The sequence below is a fragment of the Pontibacter ramchanderi genome (genome assembly GCF_002846395.1).
Lineage (GTDB): Bacteria > Bacteroidota > Bacteroidia > Cytophagales > Hymenobacteraceae > Pontibacter > Pontibacter ramchanderi.
This window is the reverse complement of the sequence record NZ_PJMU01000001.1, coordinates 854,448-881,171: the sequence shown is the minus strand read 5'-3', so window position 1 is coordinate 881,171 and position 26,724 is coordinate 854,448. Positions and strand designations below refer to the sequence as shown.

Sequence of the window (26,724 nt, the reverse complement as noted above, 5' to 3'; positions counted from 1 at the left end):
ACAGGCTGTTGGTTGGTTTAGTATGATACAATGATACAGCGCAACCTGCTCCTAACACAGGAAAGATAATTTAAAAAGGTAACTTGTATTTTATGAAGTTGTAATTGAGAGAAGTGTAACTGAAAGCACTATTAAAACTGATTAGTGTATTTTATGTAGTTTGAGAGGGCTTATTTGTGAAAAAATGCTCTAAAAGGTAACATGGAGTGGTTATTTTTTATTCTGAAGAAATTGCAGAACATAATAGCTAAAAGTCTGCAAGGCCAGCACAGTCAATGACAATACGACGCCAGGTATAGCCACTAACCACCAGGCAGCCGTGTTAGCGCGAATGCCGGCTATCATTCTTCCCCAGCTTACCAGGTCCGTGCTCACACCAATGTTCAGAAATGATAAGGTTGATTCCAGCATCAACAGGCCTGCCAGGCCAAACGAAAATGCAACTAACACCGGCCCCATTAAGTGCGGGACCGCATGTCGCATTAAAAGGCGTTTTGGCGTATACCCCAGACTGATGGCCGCCTCAAAAAAGGGAAGCTCCCTGATGCGCATCATTTCTGCCCTTGCCAGTCGTGCCGTTCCTGTCCAGAAGGTAAGTGTAAGCAACACAGTTAAAGCCAGCAGCGTGGGAGGAGCAACGGCCGCCAAGACCAGGATCAGTACCAGCCTTGGTATACTAGTTTGTACCTCGATCAGCCTGAGCAGCAATTCGTCTGCCGGGAGCGCGGACTTTTCTTTTAAAACAGGGAATTGCCTCAAAAACACTCTTAAAACAAGGACCAGAAGCAAACTCAGCCCAATTGCCAGCATACCTGTCAAGATGAATTCAACAGTATTAGCCCCGTAATTAGACAGCTGAATCGGTAGGTAAATGCCGTAGTAGGATAGAGGTACCAGGCTGATGAGCAGCGCAATCAAAAAGGCCCGGCTCATTTGCAGGCGTTGGTTGCCGAAAAGGCCTGCCATTGCTCCAAGCAGCAATCCGATCAGGCTGGCCATTGCCATAACGGGCAGACTGATTGCAAATGCCGTGCGGGCGCCATAAAGTATATTTGCCAGTACATCCCGCCCCAGTCCATCAGTTCCAAGCCAGTGCCGTGGCTTATCCGCTTCGGCCTTCCACCCAAAAGGTGCCTGGTAGATCTGGTCCAGGTCCAGGTCGTTTGGTCCGTAGGCGAGCGGTAACCAGGGAAGTGCCAAGGCAAGCACCGTCAATAAGGTAAGGTACAGCAAGGACAACCGAAAGGCCGGAGCCGACTGCCACTGCAACTGCAGTATGTGCCACAGGTTTTTCATGATGCTTGCGAACGAACACGAGGGTCTGCCATGGAATAGAGCAAGTCGGAGAGCAGATGCGACAGCAGTCTAAAAACAGCCACCACCACCACAATACCCACAATCACCGGATAGTCACGCGACAGCACCGCATCGATCAGCAGACGCCCCACTCCAGGTATAGCGAAAACAGTTTCGATGACAACGGCTCCCGCCACCAGAGCGGGAAGAAAATCGGATAGCAGGGTAATAACCGGAAGTAGCGCGTTGCGCAGCATGTGTCGCCGTATGACAACCTGCTCTGAAAGTCCTTTAGCCCTTGCCGTGCGGATGAAGTCCTGTCCTGCAACTGCTGCTACAGCCTGGTAGAACTGATTGGTGAGGTATGAAAGATTTGCCAATACCAAGCAGATCATAGGAAGTGTCATAAACTGGAGCCACTGACTGACTTGCTGTAGCCAGCTTGCGTCGTAGGTATTGTAGTAGCCCATGCCGTACACTGGGAAAAGCTGCAGAAAGGCCGGATTTGCCAGTAGTACTAGCAAAACCATAGCCAGCACAAAAAGAGGCACGCTATCCAGCAGAAAAAGGGAAGGAAGCAGCGTGCTGCGCCAGACACGGCCCGACCGCCTTACCATCAGGATAGCCAGCTCCATGGCAAGCAGGGTAGCAATTACTATGCTTGCGAGCAACAGCCACCATGTGTTACCGATCGCCTCGCTCAAAACCATCGTCACTGGGCGCCCATCTCGCAGCGAGTTACCCAGGCTGCCCTGTATCAAATCAGATAACCAACGGTGATACTGGTTCTGAGTGCCATGCCATTGCGCCGAAGGGAATAGATAGGTATAACCGGAAGAGTTTACGATTAGGTGTTCGCTGCTTTCTATAATGTCATTCCACAACCCCGTATTCGACGGTAATTGCCTTGCCATACCTGCTATTGCCTGCTGCAGTTGGGCAGGGCTTTGGTGGCTGTAAATGGCAAACAAGTATTTCTGTACCTGTTGCAGTTCCGACTCGGTCAGGCTTGCTTCCCATAATTTTAAGCTCCGAAAGAATACGGCAGCTGCCTCAGGATTGCCATATTGCCAGGAAATTCTGCTAAGAAAATCCCGGTCCCGCTCCGGAAAAACCCGGTGTAGTGAATCGGGTAAGGCCGCCGAGGTTATACTAAAGTAGAACAAGGGCCGGTCTTGCCCTGTGGTCTCCAAAAACTGACGGTAGTTGCGGTCGCGTGAGGCCGCGTCGCCCCGGCTATAATAGCCTGCTTCCTGCTCTGCCAGGTGTGCGCTCCCAAATGCGCCGGGCATTAGTTTACTCAATAAAAAAATGACAGAAGCTATGAGCCAAAGTGTAGGGATGGCGATGAGTAGCCGCCTGAATACAAAATTGGCCATGACACGATCAAGGCTTAAGCATAAACGAACTCAGGTCGTAGTAGGGACGCACGCCCGACACCTTGGTATTGGAGAATCTGCTATGAATCGCAATGCGTTCTTTGCGGAAGTAGAGTGGCACAAAAGCAGCTTCCTCCTGAATGATTTCCTGTAGTCTGTGCAATAGGCGGGCTTTCGCGACTTCGCTCTCCGTTTCGTTTATCTGGTTCAGAATCTGGTCGCTTTCCGGTGTGCCAAAGCCTGTTGAGTTGAGCCCGCCCGGTCCGGCAAAACTGGTATGGAAAAGCGGCTTGAAATTGAAAACAAAAGGGTTGCCCGAGAGACCACGGAAGTGCATGTCGTAGTCACGCTGGTCTATCTTCTGGCTGTAAACATTTCCCTCAAGCGGCAAGAGGGTAACCGGTATACCTGTCTTCATGGCGTGTTGCTGAAAGATCAGTGCCATCTGCTCATACATGGTGTTGCCGGCTCTGTAGAGTAATTCAATGCGCAGCTCTTCCCGTTGGCCGTTCAGGATACGGTACCACCCCTGTTGCTCCTGAATCCAGCCGGCCGCTTTCAGCAGGGCAATGGCTTTCTCCGGGCTGTAGCTACGCATGGGTAGTTGTGCATGGTATAGGTCTTTGCGGTCAGGAGGTACAGGCCCCACCGTTGGCGTCGCATAGGATTGCTGGCTCACCCGGATCATGCCAGGTACATCCATGAGATGTGCTATGGCCTGTCTTGTACGCCTGTCGCTGAACTTTGGCTTGCGTGTGTTGATGGCAGCATAGATCAGGTCATAACCCTGCGGGGTATGAAGGCCGTAATTTTTCAGGAAGTTGTCATCCTGCCGGAGTTGCTCAAACTCGTTAACAGGAATGTTGTCCAATACATCCAGTTGCGCATTTTTAAGCGCCAGATGCGCGGTCGTATTATCCGGAATTATCTGGAAGTTGATCTGCGCCGGATTTGCGGTTAGGTAGCTTTTAGCATCGCCCGTGTTTTTCCCCCACCAGTTTTCCTTTCTTTTTAGCACCACATGCTGGCCACTTGCCCATTCAGCCAACTGATAGCCCGCGCTTCCTTGTAAAATTTCTTTACTTTCCGGTGAGCCCAGTTTGTTGCAGCGCGCCGCCACTGCCCGGGTGCGGTCTGTGTTATACTGGCTGCTATCGGCTGTAGACAAAGTCAGTAACGGAATTGTAAGGTATACCTGCTGAGGATCAAGTAAATAGGAGGGAAGTATAAAGAAATCGCCGGTAAGGAGCTGCATTTCAGGCGTATAGCCCTGGCATACCAATGTGAACTTGCTGGGGTTGGAAGAATCGAGCTGTATGTCTTGAATGAACTCGATCTGCGCGCGGAGGTACTCATTTCGGATGAAGGGGGACTTTAGTACCTTCAGGGTGAAGGCCACGTCCTGTGCAGTTACAGGGCTTCCGTCGGGCCATTCGGCTTCGGGGCGCAGTTGGTAATGAAAGAAAGTAAGCGAGTCCTTGCGCTCCACTTCCGGAAAAGAGGAGGCAAGGCCTGGCTTCAGTGTATTGTCTTCAAGATCTACGGTCAGCAGGCTTTGGTAAAGCAGATTGATGATCTGCAGTGCTTCCTGCGAGCTGTAATTGATGGGGCTAAGGCTTCCAGGATCTATCGCAAGACGCAGACGTACCTCATCGGGCTGCCTGGCCGGCTGACCGCAAAAATTGAGTAGTAATAAAAGTAAGGTAAATAGAAATGCTTGAGTTTTCCGCATTATTCATAGTGCCCCTTGACCAAAATCAGGCATTGGCAATATAGGGAAAATGAAGCAATTCTCAAGAACCGTTCTGTTACCTATTTCTCGATAGTTGTCCAAGTACCAGAGCCACCCATAGCATTCATGGTGTCACCCGGCAGCTGTGTTGTTGTAGTAGTAGTGTTAGTAGAAGTAGTTGTCTGCTGATCTTTTGTAGTGTCAACAGGGTTGCCAAGCAGTACATTCAGAACGATGGTGATGATGATAGTTGCCATGATTTCTAGGGTTAAATCGGTTTATAGTGTAACAAAGATTCACACTGTTGAAGTGAAAAGAAAAGAATCTTTTTGCAAAAAGGTAACTATCAACATATTAATTTTAATTATAAATAAAATTATAATTAATATAAAACTATTGATTATATGATTAATATTCATATATTTCTATCTGATAAGCTGCAAAAGGTAACAAGTGCTTGTCGGTTTACAGCTAAAATCATAAGGAAATAGCAGCATTTCGCTTTCCTTAAACGTTTATCAGAATTATATTCCTATAAATATATAGAACTTTTATTTGATCTTTTGCATGAAGGAAGTTAAAAAACTGATTGAAATCGTTCTTGCCTGCAGCCAAGCAGAAACGGCCATTCTTAATATGCCCAAGCAAAGTATTAAGGAGAAAAAGTTTCTGCAAGGAGTAGAATCAGGGCGTTACACATCAGACGAGCAGGCGGCAAGAGACCTTTACAATTCCAACCCAAACGATGTGCGGTATAAGATGCTGAAGCATCGGATCAAAAAAAAGCTTTTCAACGAGCTGAACTACGTCATTCCAGAGAAAGTAACTTCAAACTTTGTACGGCAAAAGGAAATCCAGTGCAATAGCTTCATCTACCAGGCAAATATTGTACGGGCCCGTTACGAGTTTGATCTTGTTATCAATCTGGCGAATAAGGCACTTGCAGTAGCCCAGGAGTTCGATTTCGTTGATTTAAAAGTATCAGCTCTTGAGCTTTTATGTCTAGGCTATTCGGATCAGGGATTGGTTAAGAAGTTTAGAACAGCGCAAGACGACCTAAAGCAAACGATGCAACGTTTTGTAAAAGAACGTGAGGCAGTATCACTATTTCAAAATATAAATATGCAGCTTCGCAAGTCTACTAAAACCCGAAAGGAGTTTTTACCGCAGCTGCCCCATCTTGTAAAGCAGTTGGAAGCCCTTTGGGAGGAATCAGGCACATTTAGCACATATTATGCCTATTACAGAACCTATATCTGGTATCATGAGTTGGAGGGCAATTTTAAAGATATTATAGCGATAACCGTTGATGCACTCAGGCTGATTGAGCAGAATAAGATCAACGCGCACCGTTTCGACCTCACGTACAATAACTTCATCATGGTTTATGCCCACCTCAGGGCAAAACAGCTTAATGATGGCCTGATGTATGCCCAGGAGAATCTGGGGCTCTACCAGCCCTCCACCCGTAACTGGTTCGCCTACATGGAGAACTATTTCTTGTTAGCAGTGCACGCCCGCAGGTATGACCTGGCCGATATTTTACTGCTACAGGTATTTGACAATGGCGGCTTTCAAAAAATCCCAACTATTGCCAAAGAACGCTGGATGTTATACCGGTCCTATTTCAGGCTGGTGTACCCGCAGTCGACGGTGCCCGAAGGGGAGGCCAACAACCCATACCTGCTGTCGCTACCGGAGTATAGTAAGGATAAATTAGGCTTTAACGTGGCCATCCTGACACTTCAGTTCATTTATCTGCTTGAGCGAGGCGAAACAGAAGCTCTGCTTTACCGCATCGAGAGCATCAAAAAGTATGTGTCGACTCACTTGAAGGACGCCTTCAGTTTACGTAGTAAGCTGTTTTTGAAATTGCTGGTACTCACCGTAACAGAAGACTATGATGCGGTAGCGTGTCAGTCAAAAGGGGAGCCGCTATATAAAAAGCTGATGGATACACCTGCGCCAGGCGATGCCTATGCTGAAATTGAGATTGTTCCTTATGAGCATTTATGGGACCTGATCCTGCAGATTCTGACAAAAGCCGAGGTGAAAGTACATCAACGCTAAATAAATATTTCTCTATATTTCAGGTATGCAAAAAAATAACCCCACCATCACCAGGGCCTGGTGCGTGTACGATTGGGCTAACTCGGTCTATTCGCTGGTCATCATCTCCACCATCTTTCCGATCTATTACAGTGCGGTATCCAAGCATCCTGAAACAGGGTCAACGCTGGTCGATTTTTTTGGCCTTGAGCTGCAAAGTTCTGTGCTCTTTTCCTACGCGGTGTCGGGTTCTTTCCTGCTGATCGTGCTCATGAACCCCTTCCTCACCGCCATCGCTGATTATAGCGGACGGAAAAAGTTGTTCATGCAACTGTTCTGCTATGTGGGCTCTATCTCCTGTGCCAGTCTGTTCTTTTTTACCAGAGATACCTTTTCTGTTTCGGTTGTATTGTTCATGCTGGCCTCCATTGGGTTTACGGGTAGTATCGTGTTTTACAACTCATACCTGCCTGAGATCGCTACCGAAGACCAGTACGATCGCCTAAGTGCCCGCGGGTTCGCCATGGGGTATATCGGCAGTGTACTTTTGCTTCTTTTCAACCTGGCCATGATTTTGCAGCCCGCCTGGTTTGGCATCGCCTCAGATAATACCAGTCTGGCGCCACGCATCGCTTTCCTGACGACTGGTATCTGGTGGTTCGGATTCGCTCAGTATACCTTCTACCACCTGCCGGCCAATGTTTATCAAAAAGAACCGCAAGGCAGCTGGATTTTGAATGGCGTGAATGAACTGAAGAAAGTGCTGCAGCAGGTAAAAGAACTGCGCCTGCTCAAACGCTATCTGTTGGCTTACTTCTTCTTTAACATGGGCGTACAGACGGTGATGTATGTGGCTACCATTTTCGGGATTGAGGAACTCCGATTGCCAAGCGATAACCTGATCATCACCATCCTGATCATTCAACTGGTGGCTATTGCAGGTGCTTATGGCTTTGCGGCACTTTCGGGCAGGTATGGCAACATCAGAGCTTTGATGGTCGCGGTCATAATCTGGATCGGCATTTGCGTCGCTGCTTATTTTACGACCACCGTATTCGAGTTTTATGTATTGGCCGCTGTTGTGGGTTCTGTTATGGGGGGTATACAGTCGCTCTCCCGTTCCACCTACTCTAAGCTTATACCTGCCACCACCAAAGACCATGCTTCCTATTTCAGTTTCTACGATATCACGGAGAAGGTTTCGATTATGCTCGGTACGCTGGCCTACGGTGCCATAGCCCAGGTAACAGGCTCTATGCGCTACAGCATACTGGCCCTTATTATTTTCTTTGCGCTTGGCCTGATCTTTCTCTCGCTTATTAAAGGGAAAAAGTCGCTGGAGCCTCGGGGCGAAGCCGAAGCAGTGGCTATGTAGGTATAGCTGCCTGCCCGGGCCAAAGCTTTAGGAACAAAAAAACGGCAGCCCGACCGGGCTGCCGTTTTTTTGTGTTAGCTGTTAGCATTCTGGGTACGAAAAGTACCTACAAAATTCTACTTGCAATCTACAAGTTTACTTCTTGTACACCTGCACACCATTTACATACGTGTGGAGCACCTGTAGGCCACGCATTTGGTCATTAGGCACTTTCATCAGGTCGCGGTCTACGATAATGAAATCGGCGAACTTACCAGGTTCGATGCTGCCTTTTTCCTTTTCCTCAAAAGCAGCTTTTGCGGCCCAAATCGTCATGCCACGCAGCGCTTCTTCGCGACTCAGGGCGTTTTCCATCTGGAAACCACCTTCCGGCCAGTTTTCACCATCCTGTCGTGCCACAGCGGCATGGAATCCATAAATCGGGTTGATATCCTCAACCGGGAAATCACTGCCAAGCGGGATATAGCCGTTCTGATCTAACAGTTGCTTGAAAGGGTAGGCATGCGCGATGCGTTCCTTGCCCAAGCGGTCACCAGCCCAGTACATATCCGACGTGGCATGGGTAGGCTGCACAGAAGGCAGCACGCTATACCTGCCAAACTTGTCCATATCGGCCGGGTTAATGATCTGGGAGTGCTCAATGCGCCAGCGCTTGTCGTTCTTACCGCCCAGCACTTCGCCGTAAATGTTGAGGAGCAGCCGATTGGCTGAGTCGCCAATGGCGTGGGTATTCATTTGAAAACCATGCTTGTTCATCAGCGCGGCCAGATCGCGAAACTCCTGTTCAGAAGCCAGTAGGAAACCATAATGGCCATGCTTGTCACTGTAAGGTTTGAGAAGGTTAGCACCACGGGAACCCAGGGCGCCATCAGAATATACCTTAAAAGAGCGTACATTCAGGCGGTCAGTTTTGTAAGGTCCGTTCGCAAAGTAGTGGTCCTGGTTCACCTTTCCCGGATTCATCATGGCGTATACACGCATCTTCAGTTCACCGCTTTTGTGCATGGCGTCCATCAGGTCAACGGTCGACTTGTCCAGGCCGGCGTCGGCTACGGAGGTGAGGCCCACGGCAAAGCAGTTTTTCTCGGCATTGATCAGCGCCTGACGCTGTTCCTGCTCGTCGGCTTCCGGTATTTTAGAGCTCACCAGGTCAATGGCGTTGTCGATCAGGATGCCGGTCATTTTGCCGCCTTCCACTTCCACCAGGCCGCCCACCATTTTAGTCGCAGGTGTTATACCTGCCAGGTCCAGGGCTTTCTGGTTCACGAGTGCGGCATGGCCATCAATGCGGGTCAGAATAATTGGCGTATCCGGGAAGAGCAGGTCCAGGGTATCCTTGGTCGGGAATTCTTTGACTGGCCAGTCGTTCTGGTCCCAGCCTCGGCCGGTGATCCAGTCTGCCTCCGGGTAGGCCTTTTGTTGGGCCACTACTTTCTGCACCACTTCCTTAAAAGAAGCTGTGCCTACCAGGTCCGCCGATTGCAGTGCCAAACCATAGCGGTAGAAGTGAGCGTGACCGTCAATCAGGCCGGGATAAATGGTTTTCCCTTCGGCGTCGAGCTCTTCCGTGGCGCTATACCTGGCCCGGATGTCGGCTGTCGTACCAACAGCCACGATCTTACCATCTTTCACGGCAAAGGCCTCAGCCTGGTCGAAGGTAACGTTCACGGTGTACACATTGCCGTTGTATACGATCAGGTCTACCGACTCACTGCCGGTGTTGGTAGTATTGCAGCTGCTCAGGAGAGTGAGGCCCAGCAGGGCGGCGGCTGCAAAGGTGCGTAGTGTTTTTTTCATGTATCTGCTTATTCGAAACGCATGTGTTTCACCGACTCACCTGAGTTAATTAGCTCGATCAGGGAGTCTATACCTATACTGAGGTGTTTTTCTACATAATTGGTGGTCACCAGCTTATCGCTTTCCGAAGTTTTCACCCCTTCCGGAATCATCGGGTTGTCCGACACGAGCAGCAGGGCGCCATGCGGGATCTCGTTGATAAAGCCCACAGTGAAAATGGTAGCGGTTTCCATATCAATGCCCATGGCACGGATCTGGCGCAGGTATTCTTTGAAGTCTTCGTCGTGCTCCCAAACGCGGCGGTTGGTTGTATACACAGTGCCGGTCCAGTAGTCCATCTCGTGCTTCTTGATCATGGACGAAACGGCTCGCTGCAGTCGGAACGATGGCAGGGCCGGGATTTCCGGTGGCAGGTAGTCATCCGATGTACCTTCGCCACGGATGGCTGCGATCGGCAGGATCAGGTCCCCGATGGCTGTTTTGCGCTTTAGGCCGCCGCACTTACCCAGGAAAAGGGCTGCTTTTGGCTTGATGGCAGAGAGCAGGTCCATTACCGTGGCAGCCATGGCGCTTCCCATACCGAAGTTGATGATGGTGATGTTATTGGCCGTGGCCGTTTGCATCGGTTTGTCCAGGCCCTTTATCTCCACGCCAAAACGGTCGGCAAACATACGCACGTAATTGATAAAGTTAGTGAGCAGGATATACTCGCCAAATTCGTCCAAAGGTACACCGGTATACCTTGGTAACCAGTCGCCTACAATTTCTTCTTTGGTCTTCATGTTTTAAATATAAGTAATTAGGTATAAAAAAGCCGCCTTGGCAAGGGAGTTTGCTGGGGCGGAGGCTATAAAATGGTAAATTGCCGTATGGAAATGCTGAACTTACCGTCGTTTAATTACAAAATTAAGCATTCTGGCGCTAATGTCATGATTTTTGATGCGTTGCGCCGCAAATATGTGCTGTTGACGCCGGAAGAGTGGGTGCGTCAGCATTTCGTACATTTCCTGATCGGTACCCATCGCTACCCTAAAAGTCTCATCAGTATAGAACGGGGCACTACCTACAACAAGTTGCAGAAACGCACCGATATGTGTGTGTACGACCAATCAGGCAAACCTTTCCTGCTGGTGGAGTGCAAAGCCGCGCATGTACCTATTACGCAGGAAGTGGTGAAGCAGGTATCGGTCTACAACCAGGTGCTGCAGGCCCGCTATGTGGTGATCACCAACGGCATGGAGCACTATTGCTGGGAAGTCGATTTCAGTACCCGCCAGTTTAAGCCTCAACAAGGTATACCTGCTTTTGAGGCGGAGGTTTAGCGTTTAATGCCTAGTTCCGACGCTGCCAGAAGTACAGGTCGTTGGAGACCATTTTGTTTTTGAAGTACTGCACATAGGCTTTCAACTGCACTCCCTGATTTTTGTTTTCCGGCGCAGCGGGTGTCATTTCCGGGAAGGAATGAAAACGAAGCTCATCGGCCGGCGTCAGTTCGGCTACACCATGCTGCTGCACCATGTAGTATGATACACCATTGTAGAGCAAGGCATGGCCGGTAGCGGTGCTGTCAAGCACCGACTGGCCGAAGACCGTGAGCTTATTGGTTGGCAGTTTCAGGTAATCCATCATCGTGGGCAGGATGTCGGCGTGCTGTGTTACCTTTTGCGCGTCTGCCTTCAGTTTTTTGGCGGGATGGAACAGCAAAAGGGGTACACGATAATGCCCCAGTTCGTTCTGGTACTCCGGCCGGATGCTTTTCTGGGTATGGTCTGCCACCAATATGAACAAGGTGTTCTCGTACCATGGTTGTCGGGAGGCTGTCTTGAAAAACTCCCTGAGCGCATAATCGGCGTAGCCAATAGACTCATGGATTTCCAGCTCGCCTTTCGGGAATTTGCCTTTGTACTGGGCTGGTACCGTGTAAGGCTGGTGCGAGCTAAGCGTGAAGATGGTGCTGAAGAAAGGCTGCCGGAACTTACTCATTTCCTGAACCGTGTACTGCAGGTATGGCTCATCAAAAATGCCCCAGTTGCCGTCGAAATGCTGTGCTCGCAACTCCGAAGGGTACTCGTCCAGCCCAAAGTAGTGCTGTATACCTGCCATCTGGGTATACTGGTTAAAGCCCATTGTGCCGTTGGTGGCGCCGTGAAAGAAAGCCGTAGTATAGCCAGCGCCCCGCAGTAAGTGCCCGGCACTGTAAACCGTGTTGGACTGATAGGGTGAGGTGATGTAAGGGTCGGGCAGGAGCGAGGGAAGCCCCGATAAGATGGAAGGCAGTGCCTCGATGGACTTGCGACCATTGGCAAAACTGTTTTGAAACAATACACCTTCGTTCGCCAGCGAATCCAGAAAAGGGGTATACCCTTCGCCCTTGTTCAGTGCGCCTACATACTCCGAGGCAAAACTCTCAAGGATGATCAGCACCACATTCTCCTGCAGCGCCTCTCCGGCAGGTATAGCGTATTGGTCCGGTTTAACGGGCAGGTTGGCGAGCAGCTCTTCGTCTGAAGCAAAAAAGTGCTTTTCATCTAAACTCGTCTTGCCGATGCTCTTGATAAAGGTAAAAGGGGTATTGAGCGAAAGGTGGCCCAATGTGGCATGCTCATGCACAAAGGCGTGTGCCGGCCGCAGCGGCTTGAGCTGTATGCCGCCCCGTATGCCCAGCACCACAAAGCCGGCAACCAGCACCAGGCGCAGGTAGCGCTGCCAGAGCACAGGTGTCTTTTCAGGTATAGCAACTGACTTCGGGTATAGCTTCGCGATCGAGATCATCAGCCCCAAAAACCCGATGCCCATATACCAGTAATAGCTGGCCAACTGGCCCAACTGCCCCAGCACATCGCCTGTTATGGTGAGCACCTCGTTGCCGGAACGGCGGCCAATAAACTTGAAAAACTCCACATCCACCAGCGCCAGCGCAATGAAAGGCGCGTTGGTAAGCACAAAGAGCCACTGGAGCGTTCGTTGGTATTTCGGGTGCTGCAGGTTGCCGTGCGGCAGCAGCGACAGCAGGATAAAAAGCGAGTTGATGGCCACCAGCGCCGCTACATCGAAGCGGAGCCCATGCACGAAGGCCAGGGCTACCTGACCGGCTGAGGCCTCGGCAAAGTGGTTAAAGTTGAAGATGAAGAAAACAGCGCGCAACAAGGTATAGAGCAGAAATACAAGCCCTAAGCGGCGCAGCAGCAGTTGAAAGGAACTGTCGAACATCAGTCAGATTACAGAGTCTTGGTAATGAGGCGGCCGCTTTGGATGGAGCAGACCAGGATTAAAACACAAAGATACTGAAATTGGTGCGCTTTTGGTAAATGGCCAAAACAAGAGCGCCTTCCCGATCAGATCAGGAAGGCGCTCCGTTTAGACCAGCAGGTTTATACCTTGATTAGAGGATAGAATCAACCGGGGTATACTCCAGGTTGAAGGCCTCTGCCACACCTTTGTAAACCACTTTGCCGTGTACTACGTTCAGACCTTTTTTCAACTCCTCGCTGTCAGCGCAAGCTTTCTTCCAGCCTTTGTTCGCGATCTGTATCGCATAAGGCAGTGTTGCGTTGGTAAGCGCCAGTGTAGAAGTATAAGGCACGGCACCTGGCATGTTGGCCACGCAGTAGTGCACCACATCGTCGATAATGTAAGTTGGGTTCTCGTGTGTAGTCGGCTTGCAGGTCTCAATGCAACCACCCTGGTCAACGGCAACGTCAACCACTACTGTACCCGGACGCATATCTTTCAGCATGTCGCGCGTGATCAGGCGAGGGGCTTTCGCACCCGGGATCAGCACGGCACCGATGATCAGGTCATGGGTAGGAAGCAGTTCACGGATATTGTACTCGTTCGACATGAACGTGTTCACGTTGGCAGGCATGATATCATCCAGGTAACGCAGACGGGCCAGGTTCGTGTCCAGGATTGTTACGTCGGCACCCATACCTGCGGCCATTTTGGCTGCGTTGGTACCTACTATACCACCACCCAGGATCATTACTTTGGCAGGACGCACACCCGGTACGCCACCCAGCAGAATGCCACGGCCTTTCAGTGGTTTTTCCAGGTATTTGGCACCTTCCTGAATAGACATACGACCAGCTACTTCTGACATAGGCACCAGCAGTGGCAAGCTTCTGTCAGCGCGCTCCACCGTTTCGTAAGAAAGGCAAACCGCCTTGCGCTCTATCATGGCATTGGTAAGGGGCTCATGAGAGGCAAAGTGGAAGTAAGTGAACAGCAGCTGGTCTTCTTTGATCAGGTTGTACTCTGACTCGATCGGCTCTTTCACTTTGATGATCATCTCCGCAATGCCGTATACCTCCTCAATGCTTGGCAGGATCGTAGCGCCGGCCTGCGTATACATTTCATCCGGGAAACCGCTGCCTTCGCCGGCGGTAGCCTGTACATACACGGTGTGGCCATTGCGCACCAGTTCCACCACGCCGGCAGGAGTTACGCCTACGCGGTTTTCGTTATTCTTGATTTCCTTTGGAACACCAATAATCATGTCGTTATTTCTTATAGTATTAGTTATTGGAAAAGCTGCGCAAATATACCATAACTATCTTGAAATAAAAGGCTAAACACAAAACCTGCTGCAACAATGTGAGAACATTTGCAGCTGTCTGATCTTGAGGGCTTTGAGGAGGGGTAAAGGCCGACGGATAATTGGGAACTGGTGTAGTGCCGTCTGGGGCAGGCACTTCACCAGCGGTATACCTGCAAATTGGACCCTGCTACGCTGCGAGGTTTTGGCAGCCAGGTATAAAATGAAAAAAGGCAGTGATAGAATCACTGCCATTAGTACAAAATAAAACTATGAAAAAAACTATCTGAAAGGTACCGGCTGACTGCCCTCCCTTAACATATTCTTTTGAGCCAGACTCTCTACTACAGTTGCCTTCAGCGTGAGCTTCAGGTCTGGCATAACGATATCATTCGAAACGATGGTTACTACCTCATTTTGCTCCTTTAACATTGTAGGAATATAGGTTAGTTCCAAAGTTGCCTGCTGTCCTGGTTTTAATGCTGGCTGCGAAACTTTGTAGCTTACGCAGTTGCAGTTTGCCTTCACACCCTGCACCACCAGGTCCTGCCGACCTGTGTTTTTGATTGTGAACTTAGCCACTGCTTTTTGTCCTTTTTCAAGTTTGCCGAAGCTGTGTGAAGTAGTTCCAACAGCCAAACGCGGCGAATTTGCTTTTTGTTCCGGCGTGTACTCAGTTTTTAAATCTTTTGGTCCCACCTCGCCTTTAATGAAGATTACGGCGTGTGGCGTGGCAGCATTAGACACTACGGAAATAGACTTGTGGAACGGTCCCGGACGGCCATTGCTGTTGTACATGGCCTTAATCACGCCTGTTTTGCCCGGCATGATCGGGTCTTTGGTCCACTCCGGCGTGGTGCATCCGCAAGATGGCTGTACCTGCGCAATAACCACAGGCTTGTCGCCTACGTTCTTCACTACAAATTCATAGGAAGCGATCACACCTTCGGCAAACGTACCAAAATCATGTGTCTCTTTTTCAAATTTGAGCTCGCCCTGCGCCTGGGCTGTAAAACCGGCCAAAAGCAGGCTAAGTACCGTGAGTAAGTAAAATTTTCTGTTCATACTGCGAATTAAAGAAATTTTGCGACTTATAAAAAGGGGATATGCAAACAAACAAAGATATAAAAAATATTGACAAAAAGACAAGCTCGCCCCTTGGTGCCTGCCCATTAGCCCGGCGCACCGGATTTGATTTTAGGCTAATAATCTGTACTTTTGAAGAGAAATTCCATAATAAGCTTTTACAGACAAAACATGCAAACTGCTGAAGCATCTATTACTCAACGACTAAGCACCCAGGAAATACTTAACGATTACCGCATTGCGTGGGAAAGCCGCCATGCCAGCCTTGCCGGCCGCAAGGAGGTGTTCATGGGCAAAGCCAAGTTTGGTATATTCGGCGACGGCAAGGAAGTAGCGCAACTGGCCATGGCCAAGTTTTTCCAGAATGGCGATTTTCGCTCGGGCTATTACCGCGACCAGACCTTTATGTTTGCCATTGGCGAACTAACGCTACAGCAATACTTTGCACAGTTATATGCCCATACCGACGTAGAGGCCGAGCCATCTACAGCCGGCCGCGCCATGAACGGACACTTCGGCACCCGCCTGCTCGACGAGGAGGGCAACTGGAAGAACCTGATGGAGCAGAAAAACTCCAGCTCTGACATTTCGCCAACCGCATCGCAGATGCCGCGCTTAGTAGGCCTTGCCTATGCCTCGAAACTCTACCGCCAAAACCCTGACCTGCACAATATGCAGCAGTTTTCGGTGCATGGCAACGAAGTGGCTTTCGGTACGATCGGCAACGCTTCTACCTCAGAAGGTATGTTCTTCGAGGCCATCAATGCGGCCGGTGTGCTGCAGGTGCCGATGTTGGTGTCGGTGTGGGACGATGGCTACGGTATTTCAGTGCCAGCCGAGTACCAGACCACCAAAGGCAGCATATCTGAGATTCTGGCCGGTTTCCAGCGCAACAGCCGCGAGGAGCAGGGCTACGAGATATTTAAAGTGAAAGGATGGGACTACGCCGCCCTGTGCGAAACATACGAAGCAGCCGTGAAGGTATGCCGCGAAGAGCATGTGCCGGTATTGATACACGTTGAGGAGGTGACCCAACCACAGGGGCACTCTACCTCTGGCTCGCACGAGCGCTACAAGTCTAAAGACCGCCTGGCCTGGGAAGCAGAATACGACTGTCTGCTGAAGATGCGTGAGTGGATGCTCCACAATGGGGTAGGTACTGCAGAGCAACTCGATCAGATCGAAAACGAAGCGAAGGAAGCCGTGCGTCAGGCTCGCTCTGCCGCCTGGGCCGCTTTTGCCGACAGCATCAAGGCTGACCACGAGGAAGCGCTGAAACTGATGGACAACCTGGCGGCTGCCAGCGAGCACATCACCGAAATTGCCACCATCACCGAAGAACTTCGCAAAACCTCAACGCCAATCCGTAGCGATGCAGTAAGGGCGGTACGCAAGGTGTTACGCTATGTGCGCGACGAAAACAACCAGGCCAAGCGTGAGCTGGTAGGTTGGCTCGAACAGGCCATGGGTGAGAATACGGATCGCTTCAACTCTTATTTATACAGCCAATCTGAAGAGGCGGCTTTGCTGGTAGAGGAGATCAAGCCTGAATTTGCCGAGGACGCCCCTATTGTGGACGGCCGTGAGGTGTTGCAGGCCTGCTTCGATGCCATGCTGGCCCGCGACCCGCGTGTGTTCGCCATCGGTGAAGACGTAGGCCGCATCGGGGATGTGAACCAGGCCTTTGCCGGCTTGCAGGAGAGACACGGCGAGCTGCGCGTAACCGACACAGGTATACGCGAGTGCACGATCATCGGCCAAGGTATAGGCGCTGCCCTGCGTGGCCTGCGTCCGATCACCGAAATCCAGTACCTCGACTACTTATTATATGCCATCCAGATCTTGTCTGATGACGTGGCCTGCTTGCAGTACCGCACCAAAGGAGGCCAGAAGGCCCCGTTGATCGTGCGTACCCGCGGTCACCGTCTGGAAGGTATCTGGCACTCTGGTTCTCCGATCGGCATGATCCTGCACAGCATCCGTGGGATGCACGTGCTGGTGCCGCGTGACATGACACAGGCCGCAGGTTTCTACAATACCCTGCTCAAGTCTGACGAGCCGGCGCTTGTGATCGAATGCTTAAACGGCTATCGCCTGAAGGAGCGTATACCGAGCAACGTAGGGGAATTTACAGTGCCACTGGGCAAGCCGGAAGTGCTGAAGGAAGGTACTGATATTACGATCGTGACCTACGGCTCTATGTGCCGCATCGTGATGGAAGCTGCCCGCCAATTGGAGGAGTTTGGTATTTCTGCCGAGGTAATTGATGTGCAGTCGCTGTTGCCGTTTGACCTGGAGCACATGATCACCGACTCGATCCGCAAGACCAACCGTGTGCTGTTTGCTGACGAAGACGTACCGGGTGGAGCAACAGCCTTTATGATGCAGCAGGTAGTGGATGAGCAGGGTGCCTGGCGTTACCTTGACTCCAAGCCACAGTGCCTGTCCGCGCACGCGCACCGACCGCCATACTCTTCTGATGGCGATTACTTCTCTAAGCCAAACCCGGAGGACGTATTTGAGGCGGTTTACGAGATCATGCACGAGGCCGATCCAAAAGCTTATCCGACGATCTACTAAGCGTAGGATGCTATAAAAAGAGTGAGGCCCTGTACCAAACGATACAGGGCCTCACACTTTTTATAGCATCGTGAACCGATCAACCACCAGACTGGAACAAGGTGATCTCATCTGTCGTCACAATATTGCTGCGATTGGGCACCGGCTTGGTGCGGTCGTAGATGTAAATATCGAATTTGATGACCGTGCCGGGCCGGAGCAATGGGAATTCGGATGCGTTGATCTCATTGATACTGTATTTGATCTCGCCCTCGAGCGGCTCCGGGCGATCGTCGGCAGACAGGCGCTGGAAACGGCCTGAGAACTGGAAGCCGGGAACCGGGAAAGGGTAAGGCTCGAATCGGGAGTTACCCGGGTTATTCGGGTCCTCTACCTTGATGTACATCACCGTATGGAAATTCTGCTCGTACTGCGAGCCCTCGTTGAAAGGAGGCTGAAAGTCTTCGGAATCGCGGCTGCTGGAGAGGCCCAGGTTGCCGTCGCCGTCTTTGAAGCCAATCACCAACACCAGGGAGTCGCGTAAAGAGGTAATATCTGGTCTCTGAGGGAAGGGGGTATCCACAAAATGGTACTGCTCCACGCGTCTGAATTCAATCTCAGGCACGGCGTCATAGACAGGTTCTTTGCGGCAGGAGCTAAGGGCAAGCAGCAATAACAGGCCGGCCGGAGCATACTTTAGCATGTATCTCATGTGGGATCTCAGAAAATGAAGCTAAATTTACTAAATCAAACGAACAGATACAGGAATTGTTATAAATAATTTGGATGGACTTCAAAGCCCGACACCTCCAGCTTTTATCGGCTGATCAGCCCTTCGATTTCAAGGAAACAGCCCTCGCGCTTTTCAGGTACCAAGCTGCATATAACCCGGTTTACCGTGACTATCTGCTACATTTAGGCCGTGATCCGAAGACGGTGACAAGGCTGGAAGACATCCCATACCTACCCATCGAGTTCTTCAAAACCCACGAAGTGAAGACTGGAACATTTGAGCCGGAGGTGACCTTTTACAGCAGCGGCACCACCCAAATGACCCGCAGCCGGCACCAGGTTGCCAGCCTGGACCTATACCTGCGCACGACGCAGCACATTTTCGAAAATTTTTACGGTCCTCTGACGGACTATGTGGTACTGGCCTTGCTGCCCTCGTACCTGGAGCAGGGTGGCTCGTCGCTCGTGGCTATGGTCGATTATTTTGTAAAGCAGTCGGGGCAGCAGGAGGAGGGTTTTTACCTGCGCAACCACGACCAGCTGCTGCAAACCGTAAAAACGGCGCAGCAAAAAGGAAAAAAAGTACTGCTGATCGGGGTGTCCTATGCTTTGCTTGACTGGGCCGATGAGCTGCAGGGTAAGGAGGACTTTAGCCATGTGACCATTATGGAAACCGGTGGCATGAAGGGTCGGCGCCGGGAGATAATTCGCGAAGAACTGCACACTTACCTGAAAAGGGGGTTTGGCGTAGAGGCGATCCACTCGGAGTATGGCATGACGGAACTGCTATCACAGGCCTATTCGCTGGGCGACGGCTTTTTCCACCCCGGCTATACCTTGCAGGTGCTTCTCCGCGACCTCAATGATCCCTTCGACATCCGACCGGACATGCGCTCGGGTGGCATCAATGTCATCGACCTGGCCAATGTGGACTCCTGCGCCTTTATCGAAACCAAAGACATAGGCAGGTTAAAGCCAGACGGCACTTTTGAAGTACTGGGCCGCTTCGACAATTCCGACATCCGGGGTTGCAATTTGTTGATCGCCTAACATCTAAAACATCCATCTCCCGTTTAAGCTTGCCATGGGTTACATATTTTTTATCGCACTGGTGGCAGGTATGCTGCTGCTCTTTTATAGGTGGGCCACCCGCAAGGAGCGCTACCGCAAACAAATTCTGGAGAAAGGTTTTCCGGCTGAGTGGCGCAAGATCCTGCAGGATAGGGTAGGCTTCTACCATACGCTCAAGACCGACGAAGAAAAGGCTCGCTTTGAGCGGAAACTCCTGCTTTTTGTGTCCGAGAAGCGCATTACAGGTATAGACACAGCAGTAGACGACACGACCAAAGTACTGGTTGGGGCCAGTGCGATTATCCCGATCTTCGGCTTCAAGGATTGGGAATACCATAATTTGGGTGAAGTGCTGGTTTTTCCGGGGAGCATCCACAGGTATAAGAACGAGAAAAACGAAGCTGTATCGGAGGTGCTGGGCCGCGTGAACCCTTTTCAGAACGACCATTACGTCACTTTATCGAAACCGGCGCTGGAGCAGGGCTTCAATGACATGGCTGATCGCAAGAATGTAGGTATACACGAGTTTGCGCACATGCTTGACCAGGCCGATGGTGAGATCGACGGGATACCGAAAGCCTATCTGCCAGACGAATTGCTGCAGCCCTGGGAGGATCTGATGTACCGCAAGATCAGCCAGATCGAAAAAGGCAAATCCGACATTGACGATTATGGCGCGACCAGTGAGGCTGAGTTTTTTGCCGTGGTGACAGAGTATTTCTTTGAGAAGCCCGACCAGTTGGCCGAAAAACACCCGCGTCTTTACGAAATGCTTGCCAGGGTTTTCAAGCAGAACCCGAAAAGGCGCTTCCGCATCAACTTCCGAGAGTTGCTCAACCCTTATGGCAAGCGTTTGGGCCGCAATGAGCCTTGCCCTTGCGGCAGTGGGCTTAAGTATAAGCAGTGTTGTTTGCTGAAGCAGCATAAAATAGCCGCCTAAGGTATAAAGCAAAGCGCCCCGGCCAACTGGTCGGGGCGCCTCGTTTTAGTGAGAACAGGGTAAGGTATAATAATGCAAGGTATAAAAATTAAGCGATAGCCGGGCGGGCATAGGCCTTGGCGTCCTCCAGTGAGATATCCTGGCCACTCATGATCACGAGTCGCTCTACTACGTTGCGTAGCTCACGCACATTGCCACGCCAGTCAAGCTGCTTCAGGTATTCCAGTGCATCGTTTGTGATACCTTTGGGTTTGTTGCCATAGTCGTTGGCGATGTCCTGCAGGAACTTCTGCACCAGGTCAGGTATGTCTTCGCGGCGCTCATTCAGCGGCGGTACATGGATCAGGATCACACCCAGGCGATGGTACAAGTCTTCGCGGAAGGTCTTGGCTTCGATCTCCTCGAGCAGGTTCTTATTGGTGGCAGCCAGCACGCGCACATCCACCTGTATGTCTTTGTCGCCGCCCACGCGGGTGATCTTATGCTCCTGCAGGGCGCGCAGCACTTTGGCCTGTGCCGAGAGGCTCATATCGCCCACCTCGTCCAAGAACAAGGTGCCGCCATTGGCCTGCTCAAACTTACCGATGCGCTGCTTTACGGCCGAGGTAAAGGAGCCTTTCTCGTGGCCGAACAGTTCACTCTCGATCAGTTCGCTAGGTATAGCGGCACAGTTTACTTCGATGAGGGGACCATTGGCGCGGTTGCTGTGCTCGTGTATGGCACGGGCCACGAGCTCCTTACCCGAGCCGTTGGGACCTGTTATCAGTACGCGGGCATCGGTAGGGGCTACCTTCTCGATGGCCTGCTTCACGCGGCCAAGTGCTTCCGAAGCGCCTACCATCTCGTAGGTTTTCGATATTTTCTTTTTCAGGATCTTGGTTTCGGTTACCAGGTTCGATTTGTCCAGCGCATTTCGTACCGACACCAGTAGTCGGTTCAGATCCGGTGGCTTTTGCAGGAAGTCGTAGGCGCCTTTTTTGGTCGCCTCCACAGCCGTGTCGATGGTGCCGTGCGCCGATATCATGATAAAAGGAGTGTCTGGTGCCATTTCCATGGCTTTTTCCAGCACTTCTATACCATCCATACCTGGCATTTTGATGTCGCAGAGCACTACATCGTACTTCGTTTTGCCGATGTGCTGCAATCCTTTCTGACCATCCTCGGCTTCGTCTACGGTGTAGTTCTCAAACTCCAGGATCTCTTTCAGGGTGCTGCGAATGGCCCGTTCGTCATCTATAATCAGGATTTTGGGCATGTTTTTTTCGTTCGTTTTATGCTGTAAGCGGTAAGTATAGAAAATAAACAGCCGCTAATCAAGCGGCTGCAGCATTTGTACGATAAATACAAAAAATTAGCTGTGTGGTCAGGTATAAGCTGGCCTTAGGAGTTAGTGAAGTTGATCACGCTGTAGAGTTCCGGCTCCAGAAACGGGCCGCCCGGATAACCGGCCGTGTAGTCGAAGTTGATCCAAAGCTCGCCGTTTGTTTCGTGAAAGTGGATCTTGCCGCCCGTCACCTCGTCAGGGAAAAGCGAGCGCACGGCATAGCTTACTTTGTCCAGGTCCTCCACCGTGCCCATTTTCACCTCGGTGTACATGTGGTTGGGCGAGATCACGATCCGGGCCTCACCACCAATGGCCATAATGGATGAGGCCATCAGGATGGCATAGTCGTCGCAGTCGCCGGCCAGTAGCTTGATGCTCTCGGTAGGCGGGGAATAGTAGTCGAGGCCAAGCGGGTCGTTGACGTAGCGCCAGCTGTTGCGCACATGCTTGAAGAGCGAAAAGTAGCGCACCATCTTGCCATACTTGCGGTAATACTCATCATGAAAATAGCGGGTAGAGTGCTCCACGGCAAAGGACCGCACCGCCGGGTGGGTAGGCTGCATGGCGCTTTTCACGCGCCGCTCCTGGAAGTAAGTGCCTTTAACAGGTTTGAAGTACGATACCTTGCTGGAGTTGCTGGTCATGTTCACTAGCATGGCGTTGTAGTCGGCGTACAGGTTCTCTACGGTATAGTCGTCGAAAGTGCTGTTGAAGAACATGGCCCCCATGATGCCCACAAAAGCCAGCAGGATAAGTTTTTTGTTGATACTGGTGACCACCACGGAGATGATCGCCGCCAGCATGACACACAGCAGGAAGTTCAGCTCGTAGTCGATGAAGCTGATGGGAGGAAGGTAGAAACTGATCAAGACCGCCATCGGGAACACGATGATGATCTGGATGAACCGAACTAGAAACGTAGTCAGATTAGAGAGCTTGAACAATTGCGTCATGATTCCCGGCTTTTGTGGTTTCTGGCGCCTATAGCCCTTCTGGCTTTATAAGTGCATTGTTTTTCTTTGATCTTATACCTGTAACGCAAAATCCGGGCCTTTTTACTCACTGCAAATCCCGAAAATTTTAAATTATTTACCTGCGTGGCAGTATGCTGATAATTTCGGCAATATTTTCCATAATCTAAAAGCCTTTTTAGGCAAAAGATTAAATTTTGGTCGGATAGGTGGGCTCGCCCTTTCCTGCAGGTATAGCCCCTCTTCGTTAAATCTACTTTCCTGCTATACAGCCCAAAGCCTGGTTGCCGTGGCCAGACAAGGTATAACAGGAAAAGACGAATCGAGGTGAAAGGTGATCGGCGTAGGTATGGCAACGCAAATAGCCTGTTTAGCAAAATCCGGATGGCTGATAAACAAAGAGAGCGTAGCTGTTGGGCTGCGCTCTCTTTGTCTCTACTGATACTGGATGTAAAGGGGTTTCGGGTTTAGTTTGAGAATCTCCTCCGGCGTCATCAGGCGGGAGTTGTTGCGGGTGTCGTTCTTGTAAAATACCTTAAAACCCGTAAACTGCACCGGCTCTTTGGCGATAAAGCGGCGGTAGGTGTCTTTCTTGAGTGCCGGTGGCCCCCAACCGTCCATGTGCATCACGACCTGCACCTCTGGTCTCAGTTTAATATCCTGATAGTTCTGGATCATACGCTGCGTGAAGCGGTGCACGATCAGCAATTTAGGCGGCAGGTTGTACTCCTTTGTAATATCAGCCAGCAGGCCGGTGGCGTAGTTGATGTCCTCTGCGTCGAAGCTTCCAATCTTCTTGCCAGGTACTTCGCCCTCCTTCATGGCAAACTCTGCGTCTATACCTAAATGTACGTTTGGCAGCTTCAGAAACTGGGTGAGACGGGGGAGTTCCTCGGGCAGTGTGCTGCGGCCCACCTGCACATCCAGAAATACAATGGCATCGCGCTGCCTGGCCATCTCCAGCACATCTTCGATCATTTTGTCGGTCATGCGCAGGCGGTACTTGTCGCCACGGCCGGGGTGGCCCTGCGCCGTTACCACAATAGCGTGCAGGGCAGGTTGCACCGGCGTCAGCGAGTCGGCTTTGGTCCAGTTTGCTACTTCTTCGTCCAGGCGGTTGAGCATTTCCTCTACCGGGTACTCACCCAGTATACCCATGCGCTTTGACAACGGGTTACCATAGTAGGCCAGAATGCGCTTATGTGGCAAAATAGCCCCCGGCAGCGGTTCAGGCCCAGGGTATACGGTGGGTGCTTCTGGTGCGGCTGCAGGTGTCGAGGCTACCGTTGGAGACTGCGGAGCCAGTGTGTCGGCTGAGGCGGTGGCGGTGCCATCGGTTGCCTTTGCCGGAAGTTCATATTTTTCTGTGGTGGCTGGCAGCGAGGCGGAGTGCGCTTCCTTGTCCTGGGTGCAGGAGGAGGAGCTCAACAGCAGGGCAGCCACCAGTACGGCAGTGGCAGGTTTCAGGCGTTTTCTTAGGGAATAGGGGGGCAAGTGGCTCAACATGAAGCGCTTGATGGCTTCATGTGTAAGGGGTAAAAAGGAATTCATGGCTCAGGTATGGTATTAGGGGGTTAATCTTTTATTAAAGTATAGCTATTTTGTGAGAATACCACACCTGAGCCCCCTTTTTTAGTGAATTATTTATTCGTGGGTATAGTGCCGCTTCAGCCACTGGCTCAGACCCTGCAAACCCGGAAAGAGCACCCGCTCGGTTATGTTGGCCTGGTCCAGCTTGTCACGGATCTCCCACTTGAGCCCAGCCGGTATGATAACTTTGAAATACAATTCCGGGTGCTGCTCCAACCACTGGCTCATGTTGGCCCGCGCATTCGACATAAGCGAGAATAAGGCGTACTGGTGCACAATGCGTTCGTCCAACGACGGCGGCTCCAGGAACACCACAAACTCCTCGGGCTGCAGCAGGGAGAGCTCCTTGAGGGATGAGCAGACGGGTTGCAGGATCTCGGGCGTGAACACGTTGGAGCCTTCTTCTTTAATGGCAGTCTGAAGCTTGAGCGGCAGGAAATCGTTGGCCTTTACGTAATCCACGCACCAGATGGCGCCGTCTTCGTGGTAGCTGTCGAGGTTTTCGGTGGCAAAGTGCAGTGCTACGTAGGGCGAGTATGTCCAGTCGAGCAGGCGGGTCGGGAGGCCATGGTGCTGCGCTACGGCCAGCCAGTTCCAGACCGAGTCACCCGGTGCGGCGTTGCTATGGGCGTACTTCCGGAAGTTGCGCAGGATATGGGGCTCCAGTTCGTGGTAGCGGCTCCCGAGTCGGGTCAGGCTGGTGCTTAGGTCATAGCCTTTGCTCCAACTGCCGCGGTACACGTAGGAGGAACGGAAGCGTTTGATGTGCTCGTTCCAGCTATGGTCAAAAAGGGCCGACTGTACCTCAGCCCAGCTATTTACAATAATCTCGTTTCCGTGTTCCATGCAATTGTTTTGCTGTCTAGAAATAGCAGGTGGCGGGGGCATAAGCGTATACCTGAGTAGCGGATTAAATGTTGTCCCTGCCAATAATAGCGAGGTTACGCTTCAATTACAAGCAGGCCGGACTATACTATCGCAGCTGTGTAGTTATCTGCTCTATTTAACGGGTTACGTATGTTGTTATATTTAACTTTTAAAAGAGGTTCATCTGTATACCTGCTCTGGTACAGAAGTGGTTATAATTGTAGGGTTTCATGCTGCGATTTGCCATATATTTTTTCAGGCTCATCCGAAAAAGCTTACTGATAGTCTCTGCAAATTTACCCTCGCCGCGCATGCGGGTACCGAAGCGGCTGTCGTTGAGCTGCCCGCCGTGGCAGTCGGCGATCTGACTCAGCACTTTGTCAGCGCGGTCAGGGAAGGCCTCCCTTATCCAGTCTTCGAAGATGGGGCCGATGCTGCCGTTGAGCCGCACAATGGTATAAGCGGCGCTGCTGGCGCCCGCCTCCGCAGCACTTTTGATAATGGCGGGTATCTCGGAGTCGTTAAGGCCCGGTATAATGGGCGCCACCATCACATTCACAGGTATACCGACTGCTGCCAGCTGTTGCACTACCTGCAGGCGCCTGGCCCCTGTGGCGGTGCGGGGCTCCAGTTTTTGGCGCAGCTTTTCGTCCAGTGTCGTAATGCTGATGTTCACGTGCACCAAATCCAGGCTGTTGAGTTTTTGCAGCAGGTCGAGGTCGCGGAGGATGAGTGCGTTTTTGGTAATGATGCTGACCGGGTGGCGGTACTCGAGCAGCACCTCCAGCATGCGGCGGGTGAGTTGCTTCCTGGCCTCAATGGGCTGGTAGCAGTCGGTATTGCCTGCCAGCATGATGGGCATTACCTGCCAGTTCTTATTCTCCAGCTGTTTGGCCAACACCTCAGGGGCGTTCTCTTTCACGATGATTTTGCGCTCGAAGTCCAGTCCCGCTCCGTAGCCCCAGTACTGGTGCGTGTTGCGGGCGTAGCAGTACACACAGCCGTGCTCGCAGCCCTGGTAGGGGTTCATGGAGTAGGACAGGCCCAGATCCGGACTATCGATCTTGTTCACAATTTTCTTGGGGTGCTCGGCAAAGAACTCGGTTTTGCTGTTGGAGAGCATGGCCTCGTCCAGTCCCTCGATATGCGCGGCGACGTATTCGTGTTTCAGGTAGGGGTTAGCGGGGTTGTACTGTGCACCGCGGCCTTTCAGGAATTCTTCTGCTTTCATAGTGGGTTTTTATTTAAGGTATAGCTACTTTCTTGTTGCATAGCTTTCGCTTAGCCAGCGGGGCTGTTGTTTCGCCTGTGCGGCGGGCACCTACTTTTTTTCTTGACAAAAAAAGTAGGCAAAAAAGTCAAGACGATTTTGAACTCGCTGACCGCTCAAACAAAAAATCGTCAAGGGTGCACCTGGCACAG

Annotated in this window: 21 protein-coding genes; 6 read left to right on the top strand and 15 right to left on the bottom strand. The window is 51.3% G+C overall.

The window, feature by feature from the left end; genetic code table 11:
- Positions 1-210 precede the first annotated feature (210 nt).
- From BD749_RS03725 to BD749_RS19310, 4 genes are all read right to left on the bottom strand, one after another.
- Positions 211-1,296 (bottom strand): ABC transporter permease, encoded by a 1,086-nt coding sequence (locus BD749_RS03725; RefSeq protein WP_101443016.1) that lies wholly within the window; start codon positions 1,294-1,296, stop codon positions 211-213.
- Positions 1,293-2,675, bottom strand: coding sequence for an ABC transporter permease (locus BD749_RS03720; RefSeq protein WP_101443015.1), 1,383 nt, complete (start codon positions 2,673-2,675; stop codon positions 1,293-1,295). The genes BD749_RS03725 and BD749_RS03720 overlap by 4 nt, the downstream gene beginning before the upstream one ends.
- Positions 2,676-2,682: 7 nt before the next feature.
- Complete coding sequence (locus BD749_RS03715) at positions 2,683-4,407, bottom strand: ABC transporter substrate-binding protein (protein WP_101443014.1); 1,725 nt, start codon at positions 4,405-4,407, stop codon at positions 2,683-2,685.
- A gap of 80 nt (positions 4,408-4,487) precedes the next feature.
- The gene (locus BD749_RS19310) at positions 4,488-4,664 is read right to left on the bottom strand and encodes a hypothetical protein (RefSeq protein ID WP_180336304.1); all 177 of its coding nucleotides are present in this window, start codon (positions 4,662-4,664) and stop codon (positions 4,488-4,490) included.
- A gap of 379 nt (positions 4,665-5,043) precedes the next feature.
- On the opposite strand from BD749_RS19310, the gene BD749_RS03710 reads away from it, so the two are divergent.
- Positions 5,044-6,477, top strand: coding sequence for a hypothetical protein (locus BD749_RS03710; protein ID WP_245868679.1), 1,434 nt, complete (start codon positions 5,044-5,046; stop codon positions 6,475-6,477).
- A gap of 25 nt (positions 6,478-6,502) precedes the next feature.
- On the top strand, positions 6,503-7,831 hold the full coding sequence (locus BD749_RS03705; protein WP_101443012.1) for an MFS transporter: 1,329 nt from the start codon (positions 6,503-6,505) through the stop codon (positions 7,829-7,831).
- A gap of 135 nt (positions 7,832-7,966) precedes the next feature.
- Here BD749_RS03705 and BD749_RS03700 read toward each other — a convergent pair whose 3' ends face one another.
- Both BD749_RS03700 and BD749_RS03695 read right to left on the bottom strand, forming a co-directional pair.
- Complete coding sequence (locus BD749_RS03700) at positions 7,967-9,628, bottom strand: amidohydrolase (protein WP_101443011.1); 1,662 nt, start codon at positions 9,626-9,628, stop codon at positions 7,967-7,969.
- An 8-nt stretch (positions 9,629-9,636) separates the two neighbouring features.
- Positions 9,637-10,410, bottom strand: a complete 774-nt coding sequence (locus tag BD749_RS03695; protein ID WP_076666480.1) for an AMP nucleosidase — start codon at positions 10,408-10,410, stop codon at positions 9,637-9,639.
- A 147-nt stretch (positions 10,411-10,557) separates the two neighbouring features.
- On the opposite strand from BD749_RS03695, the gene BD749_RS03690 reads away from it, so the two are divergent.
- Positions 10,558-10,950, top strand: a complete 393-nt coding sequence (locus BD749_RS03690; RefSeq protein ID WP_101443010.1) for a type I restriction enzyme HsdR N-terminal domain-containing protein — start codon at positions 10,558-10,560, stop codon at positions 10,948-10,950.
- A 10-nt stretch (positions 10,951-10,960) separates the two neighbouring features.
- Here the strand turns inward: BD749_RS03690 and BD749_RS03685 are convergent, their stop codons facing one another.
- The 3 genes from BD749_RS03685 to BD749_RS03675 all read right to left on the bottom strand — a co-directional run bounded on the left by BD749_RS03685 (position 10,961) and on the right by BD749_RS03675 (position 15,227).
- Entirely contained in the window at positions 10,961-12,838 is a 1,878-nt protein-coding gene (locus BD749_RS03685; protein ID WP_101443009.1) for an LTA synthase family protein, read from the bottom strand.
- Positions 12,839-13,010: 172 nt separating this feature from the next.
- Positions 13,011-14,123, bottom strand: a complete 1,113-nt coding sequence (gene ald / locus BD749_RS03680; RefSeq protein WP_101443008.1) for an alanine dehydrogenase — start codon at positions 14,121-14,123, stop codon at positions 13,011-13,013.
- A gap of 321 nt (positions 14,124-14,444) precedes the next feature.
- Positions 14,445-15,227 carry a DUF1573 domain-containing protein gene (locus BD749_RS03675; protein ID WP_101443007.1) on the bottom strand — a complete coding sequence of 261 codons (783 nt, stop codon included), beginning with the start codon at positions 15,225-15,227 and terminating at the stop codon, positions 14,445-14,447.
- Between the two features lie 192 nt (positions 15,228-15,419).
- On the opposite strand from BD749_RS03675, the gene BD749_RS03670 reads away from it, so the two are divergent.
- Positions 15,420-17,828, top strand: coding sequence for an alpha-ketoacid dehydrogenase subunit alpha/beta (locus BD749_RS03670; RefSeq protein WP_101443006.1), 2,409 nt, complete (start codon positions 15,420-15,422; stop codon positions 17,826-17,828).
- 79 nt (positions 17,829-17,907) lie between these two features.
- On the opposite strand, the gene BD749_RS03665 is transcribed toward BD749_RS03670, so the two are convergent.
- Positions 17,908-18,519: a hypothetical protein gene (locus tag BD749_RS03665; RefSeq protein ID WP_101443005.1), complete on the bottom strand. Its 612-nt coding sequence runs from the start codon at positions 18,517-18,519 to the stop codon at positions 17,908-17,910.
- A 74-nt stretch (positions 18,520-18,593) separates the two neighbouring features.
- Here BD749_RS03665 and BD749_RS03660 point away from each other — a divergent pair, with 74 nt between their 5' ends.
- Positions 18,594-19,589 carry an acyl transferase gene (locus tag BD749_RS03660; protein WP_101443004.1) on the top strand — a complete coding sequence of 332 codons (996 nt, stop codon included), beginning with the start codon at positions 18,594-18,596 and terminating at the stop codon, positions 19,587-19,589.
- A gap of 34 nt (positions 19,590-19,623) precedes the next feature.
- The gene (locus BD749_RS03655; protein WP_101443003.1) at positions 19,624-20,550 is read left to right on the top strand and encodes a zinc-dependent peptidase; all 927 of its coding nucleotides are present in this window, start codon (positions 19,624-19,626) and stop codon (positions 20,548-20,550) included.
- A gap of 88 nt (positions 20,551-20,638) precedes the next feature.
- On the opposite strand, the gene BD749_RS03650 is transcribed toward BD749_RS03655, so the two are convergent.
- From BD749_RS03650 to BD749_RS03630, 5 genes are all read right to left on the bottom strand, one after another.
- The gene (locus tag BD749_RS03650) at positions 20,639-21,805 is read right to left on the bottom strand and encodes a sigma-54-dependent transcriptional regulator (RefSeq protein WP_101443002.1); all 1,167 of its coding nucleotides are present in this window, start codon (positions 21,803-21,805) and stop codon (positions 20,639-20,641) included.
- Between the two features lie 125 nt (positions 21,806-21,930).
- On the bottom strand, positions 21,931-22,827 hold the full coding sequence (locus tag BD749_RS03645; protein WP_101443001.1) for a transglutaminase domain-containing protein: 897 nt from the start codon (positions 22,825-22,827) through the stop codon (positions 21,931-21,933).
- 453 nt (positions 22,828-23,280) lie between these two features.
- Positions 23,281-24,396, bottom strand: a complete 1,116-nt coding sequence (locus tag BD749_RS03640) for a hypothetical protein (protein ID WP_101443000.1) — start codon at positions 24,394-24,396, stop codon at positions 23,281-23,283.
- Positions 24,397-24,489: 93 nt separating this feature from the next.
- Entirely contained in the window at positions 24,490-25,281 is a 792-nt protein-coding gene (locus BD749_RS03635; protein ID WP_101442999.1) for an FRG domain-containing protein, read from the bottom strand.
- A 190-nt stretch (positions 25,282-25,471) separates the two neighbouring features.
- A complete protein-coding gene (locus BD749_RS03630; RefSeq protein WP_101442998.1) occupies positions 25,472-26,533 on the bottom strand; it encodes a PA0069 family radical SAM protein in 1,062 nt (353 codons plus the stop codon).
- Between the last annotated feature and the right edge of the window lie 191 nt (positions 26,534-26,724).

Bases quoted from the DNA above. Each gene is read 5' to 3' on its own strand.
- BD749_RS03725 (WP_101443016.1), bottom strand. From the start codon at position 1,296: ATGAAAAACCTGTGGCACATACTGCAGTTGCAGTGGCAGTCGGCTCCG.
- BD749_RS03720 (WP_101443015.1), bottom strand. From the start codon at position 2,675: ATGGCCAATTTTGTATTCAGGCGGCTACTCATCGCCATCCCTACACTT.
- BD749_RS03715 (WP_101443014.1), bottom strand. From the start codon at position 4,407: ATGCGGAAAACTCAAGCATTTCTATTTACCTTACTTTTATTACTACTC.
- BD749_RS19310 (WP_180336304.1), bottom strand. From the start codon at position 4,664: ATGGCAACTATCATCATCACCATCGTTCTGAATGTACTGCTTGGCAAC.
- BD749_RS03710 (WP_245868679.1), top strand. From the start codon at position 5,044: ATGCCCAAGCAAAGTATTAAGGAGAAAAAGTTTCTGCAAGGAGTAGAA.
- BD749_RS03705 (WP_101443012.1), top strand. From the start codon at position 6,503: ATGCAAAAAAATAACCCCACCATCACCAGGGCCTGGTGCGTGTACGAT.
- BD749_RS03700 (WP_101443011.1), bottom strand. From the start codon at position 9,628: ATGAAAAAAACACTACGCACCTTTGCAGCCGCCGCCCTGCTGGGCCTC.
- BD749_RS03695 (WP_076666480.1), bottom strand. From the start codon at position 10,410: ATGAAGACCAAAGAAGAAATTGTAGGCGACTGGTTACCAAGGTATACC.
- BD749_RS03690 (WP_101443010.1), top strand. From the start codon at position 10,558: ATGATTTTTGATGCGTTGCGCCGCAAATATGTGCTGTTGACGCCGGAA.
- BD749_RS03685 (WP_101443009.1), bottom strand. From the start codon at position 12,838: ATGTTCGACAGTTCCTTTCAACTGCTGCTGCGCCGCTTAGGGCTTGTA.
- ald (WP_101443008.1), bottom strand. From the start codon at position 14,123: ATGATTATTGGTGTTCCAAAGGAAATCAAGAATAACGAAAACCGCGTA.
- BD749_RS03675 (WP_101443007.1), bottom strand. From the start codon at position 15,227: ATGAACAGAAAATTTTACTTACTCACGGTACTTAGCCTGCTTTTGGCC.
- BD749_RS03670 (WP_101443006.1), top strand. From the start codon at position 15,420: ATGCAAACTGCTGAAGCATCTATTACTCAACGACTAAGCACCCAGGAA.
- BD749_RS03665 (WP_101443005.1), bottom strand. From the start codon at position 18,519: ATGAGATACATGCTAAAGTATGCTCCGGCCGGCCTGTTATTGCTGCTT.
- BD749_RS03660 (WP_101443004.1), top strand. From the start codon at position 18,594: ATGGACTTCAAAGCCCGACACCTCCAGCTTTTATCGGCTGATCAGCCC.
- BD749_RS03655 (WP_101443003.1), top strand. From the start codon at position 19,624: ATGGGTTACATATTTTTTATCGCACTGGTGGCAGGTATGCTGCTGCTC.
- BD749_RS03650 (WP_101443002.1), bottom strand. From the start codon at position 21,805: ATGCCCAAAATCCTGATTATAGATGACGAACGGGCCATTCGCAGCACC.
- BD749_RS03645 (WP_101443001.1), bottom strand. From the start codon at position 22,827: ATGACGCAATTGTTCAAGCTCTCTAATCTGACTACGTTTCTAGTTCGG.
- BD749_RS03640 (WP_101443000.1), bottom strand. From the start codon at position 24,396: ATGAATTCCTTTTTACCCCTTACACATGAAGCCATCAAGCGCTTCATG.
- BD749_RS03635 (WP_101442999.1), bottom strand. From the start codon at position 25,281: ATGGAACACGGAAACGAGATTATTGTAAATAGCTGGGCTGAGGTACAG.
- BD749_RS03630 (WP_101442998.1), bottom strand. From the start codon at position 26,533: ATGAAAGCAGAAGAATTCCTGAAAGGCCGCGGTGCACAGTACAACCCC.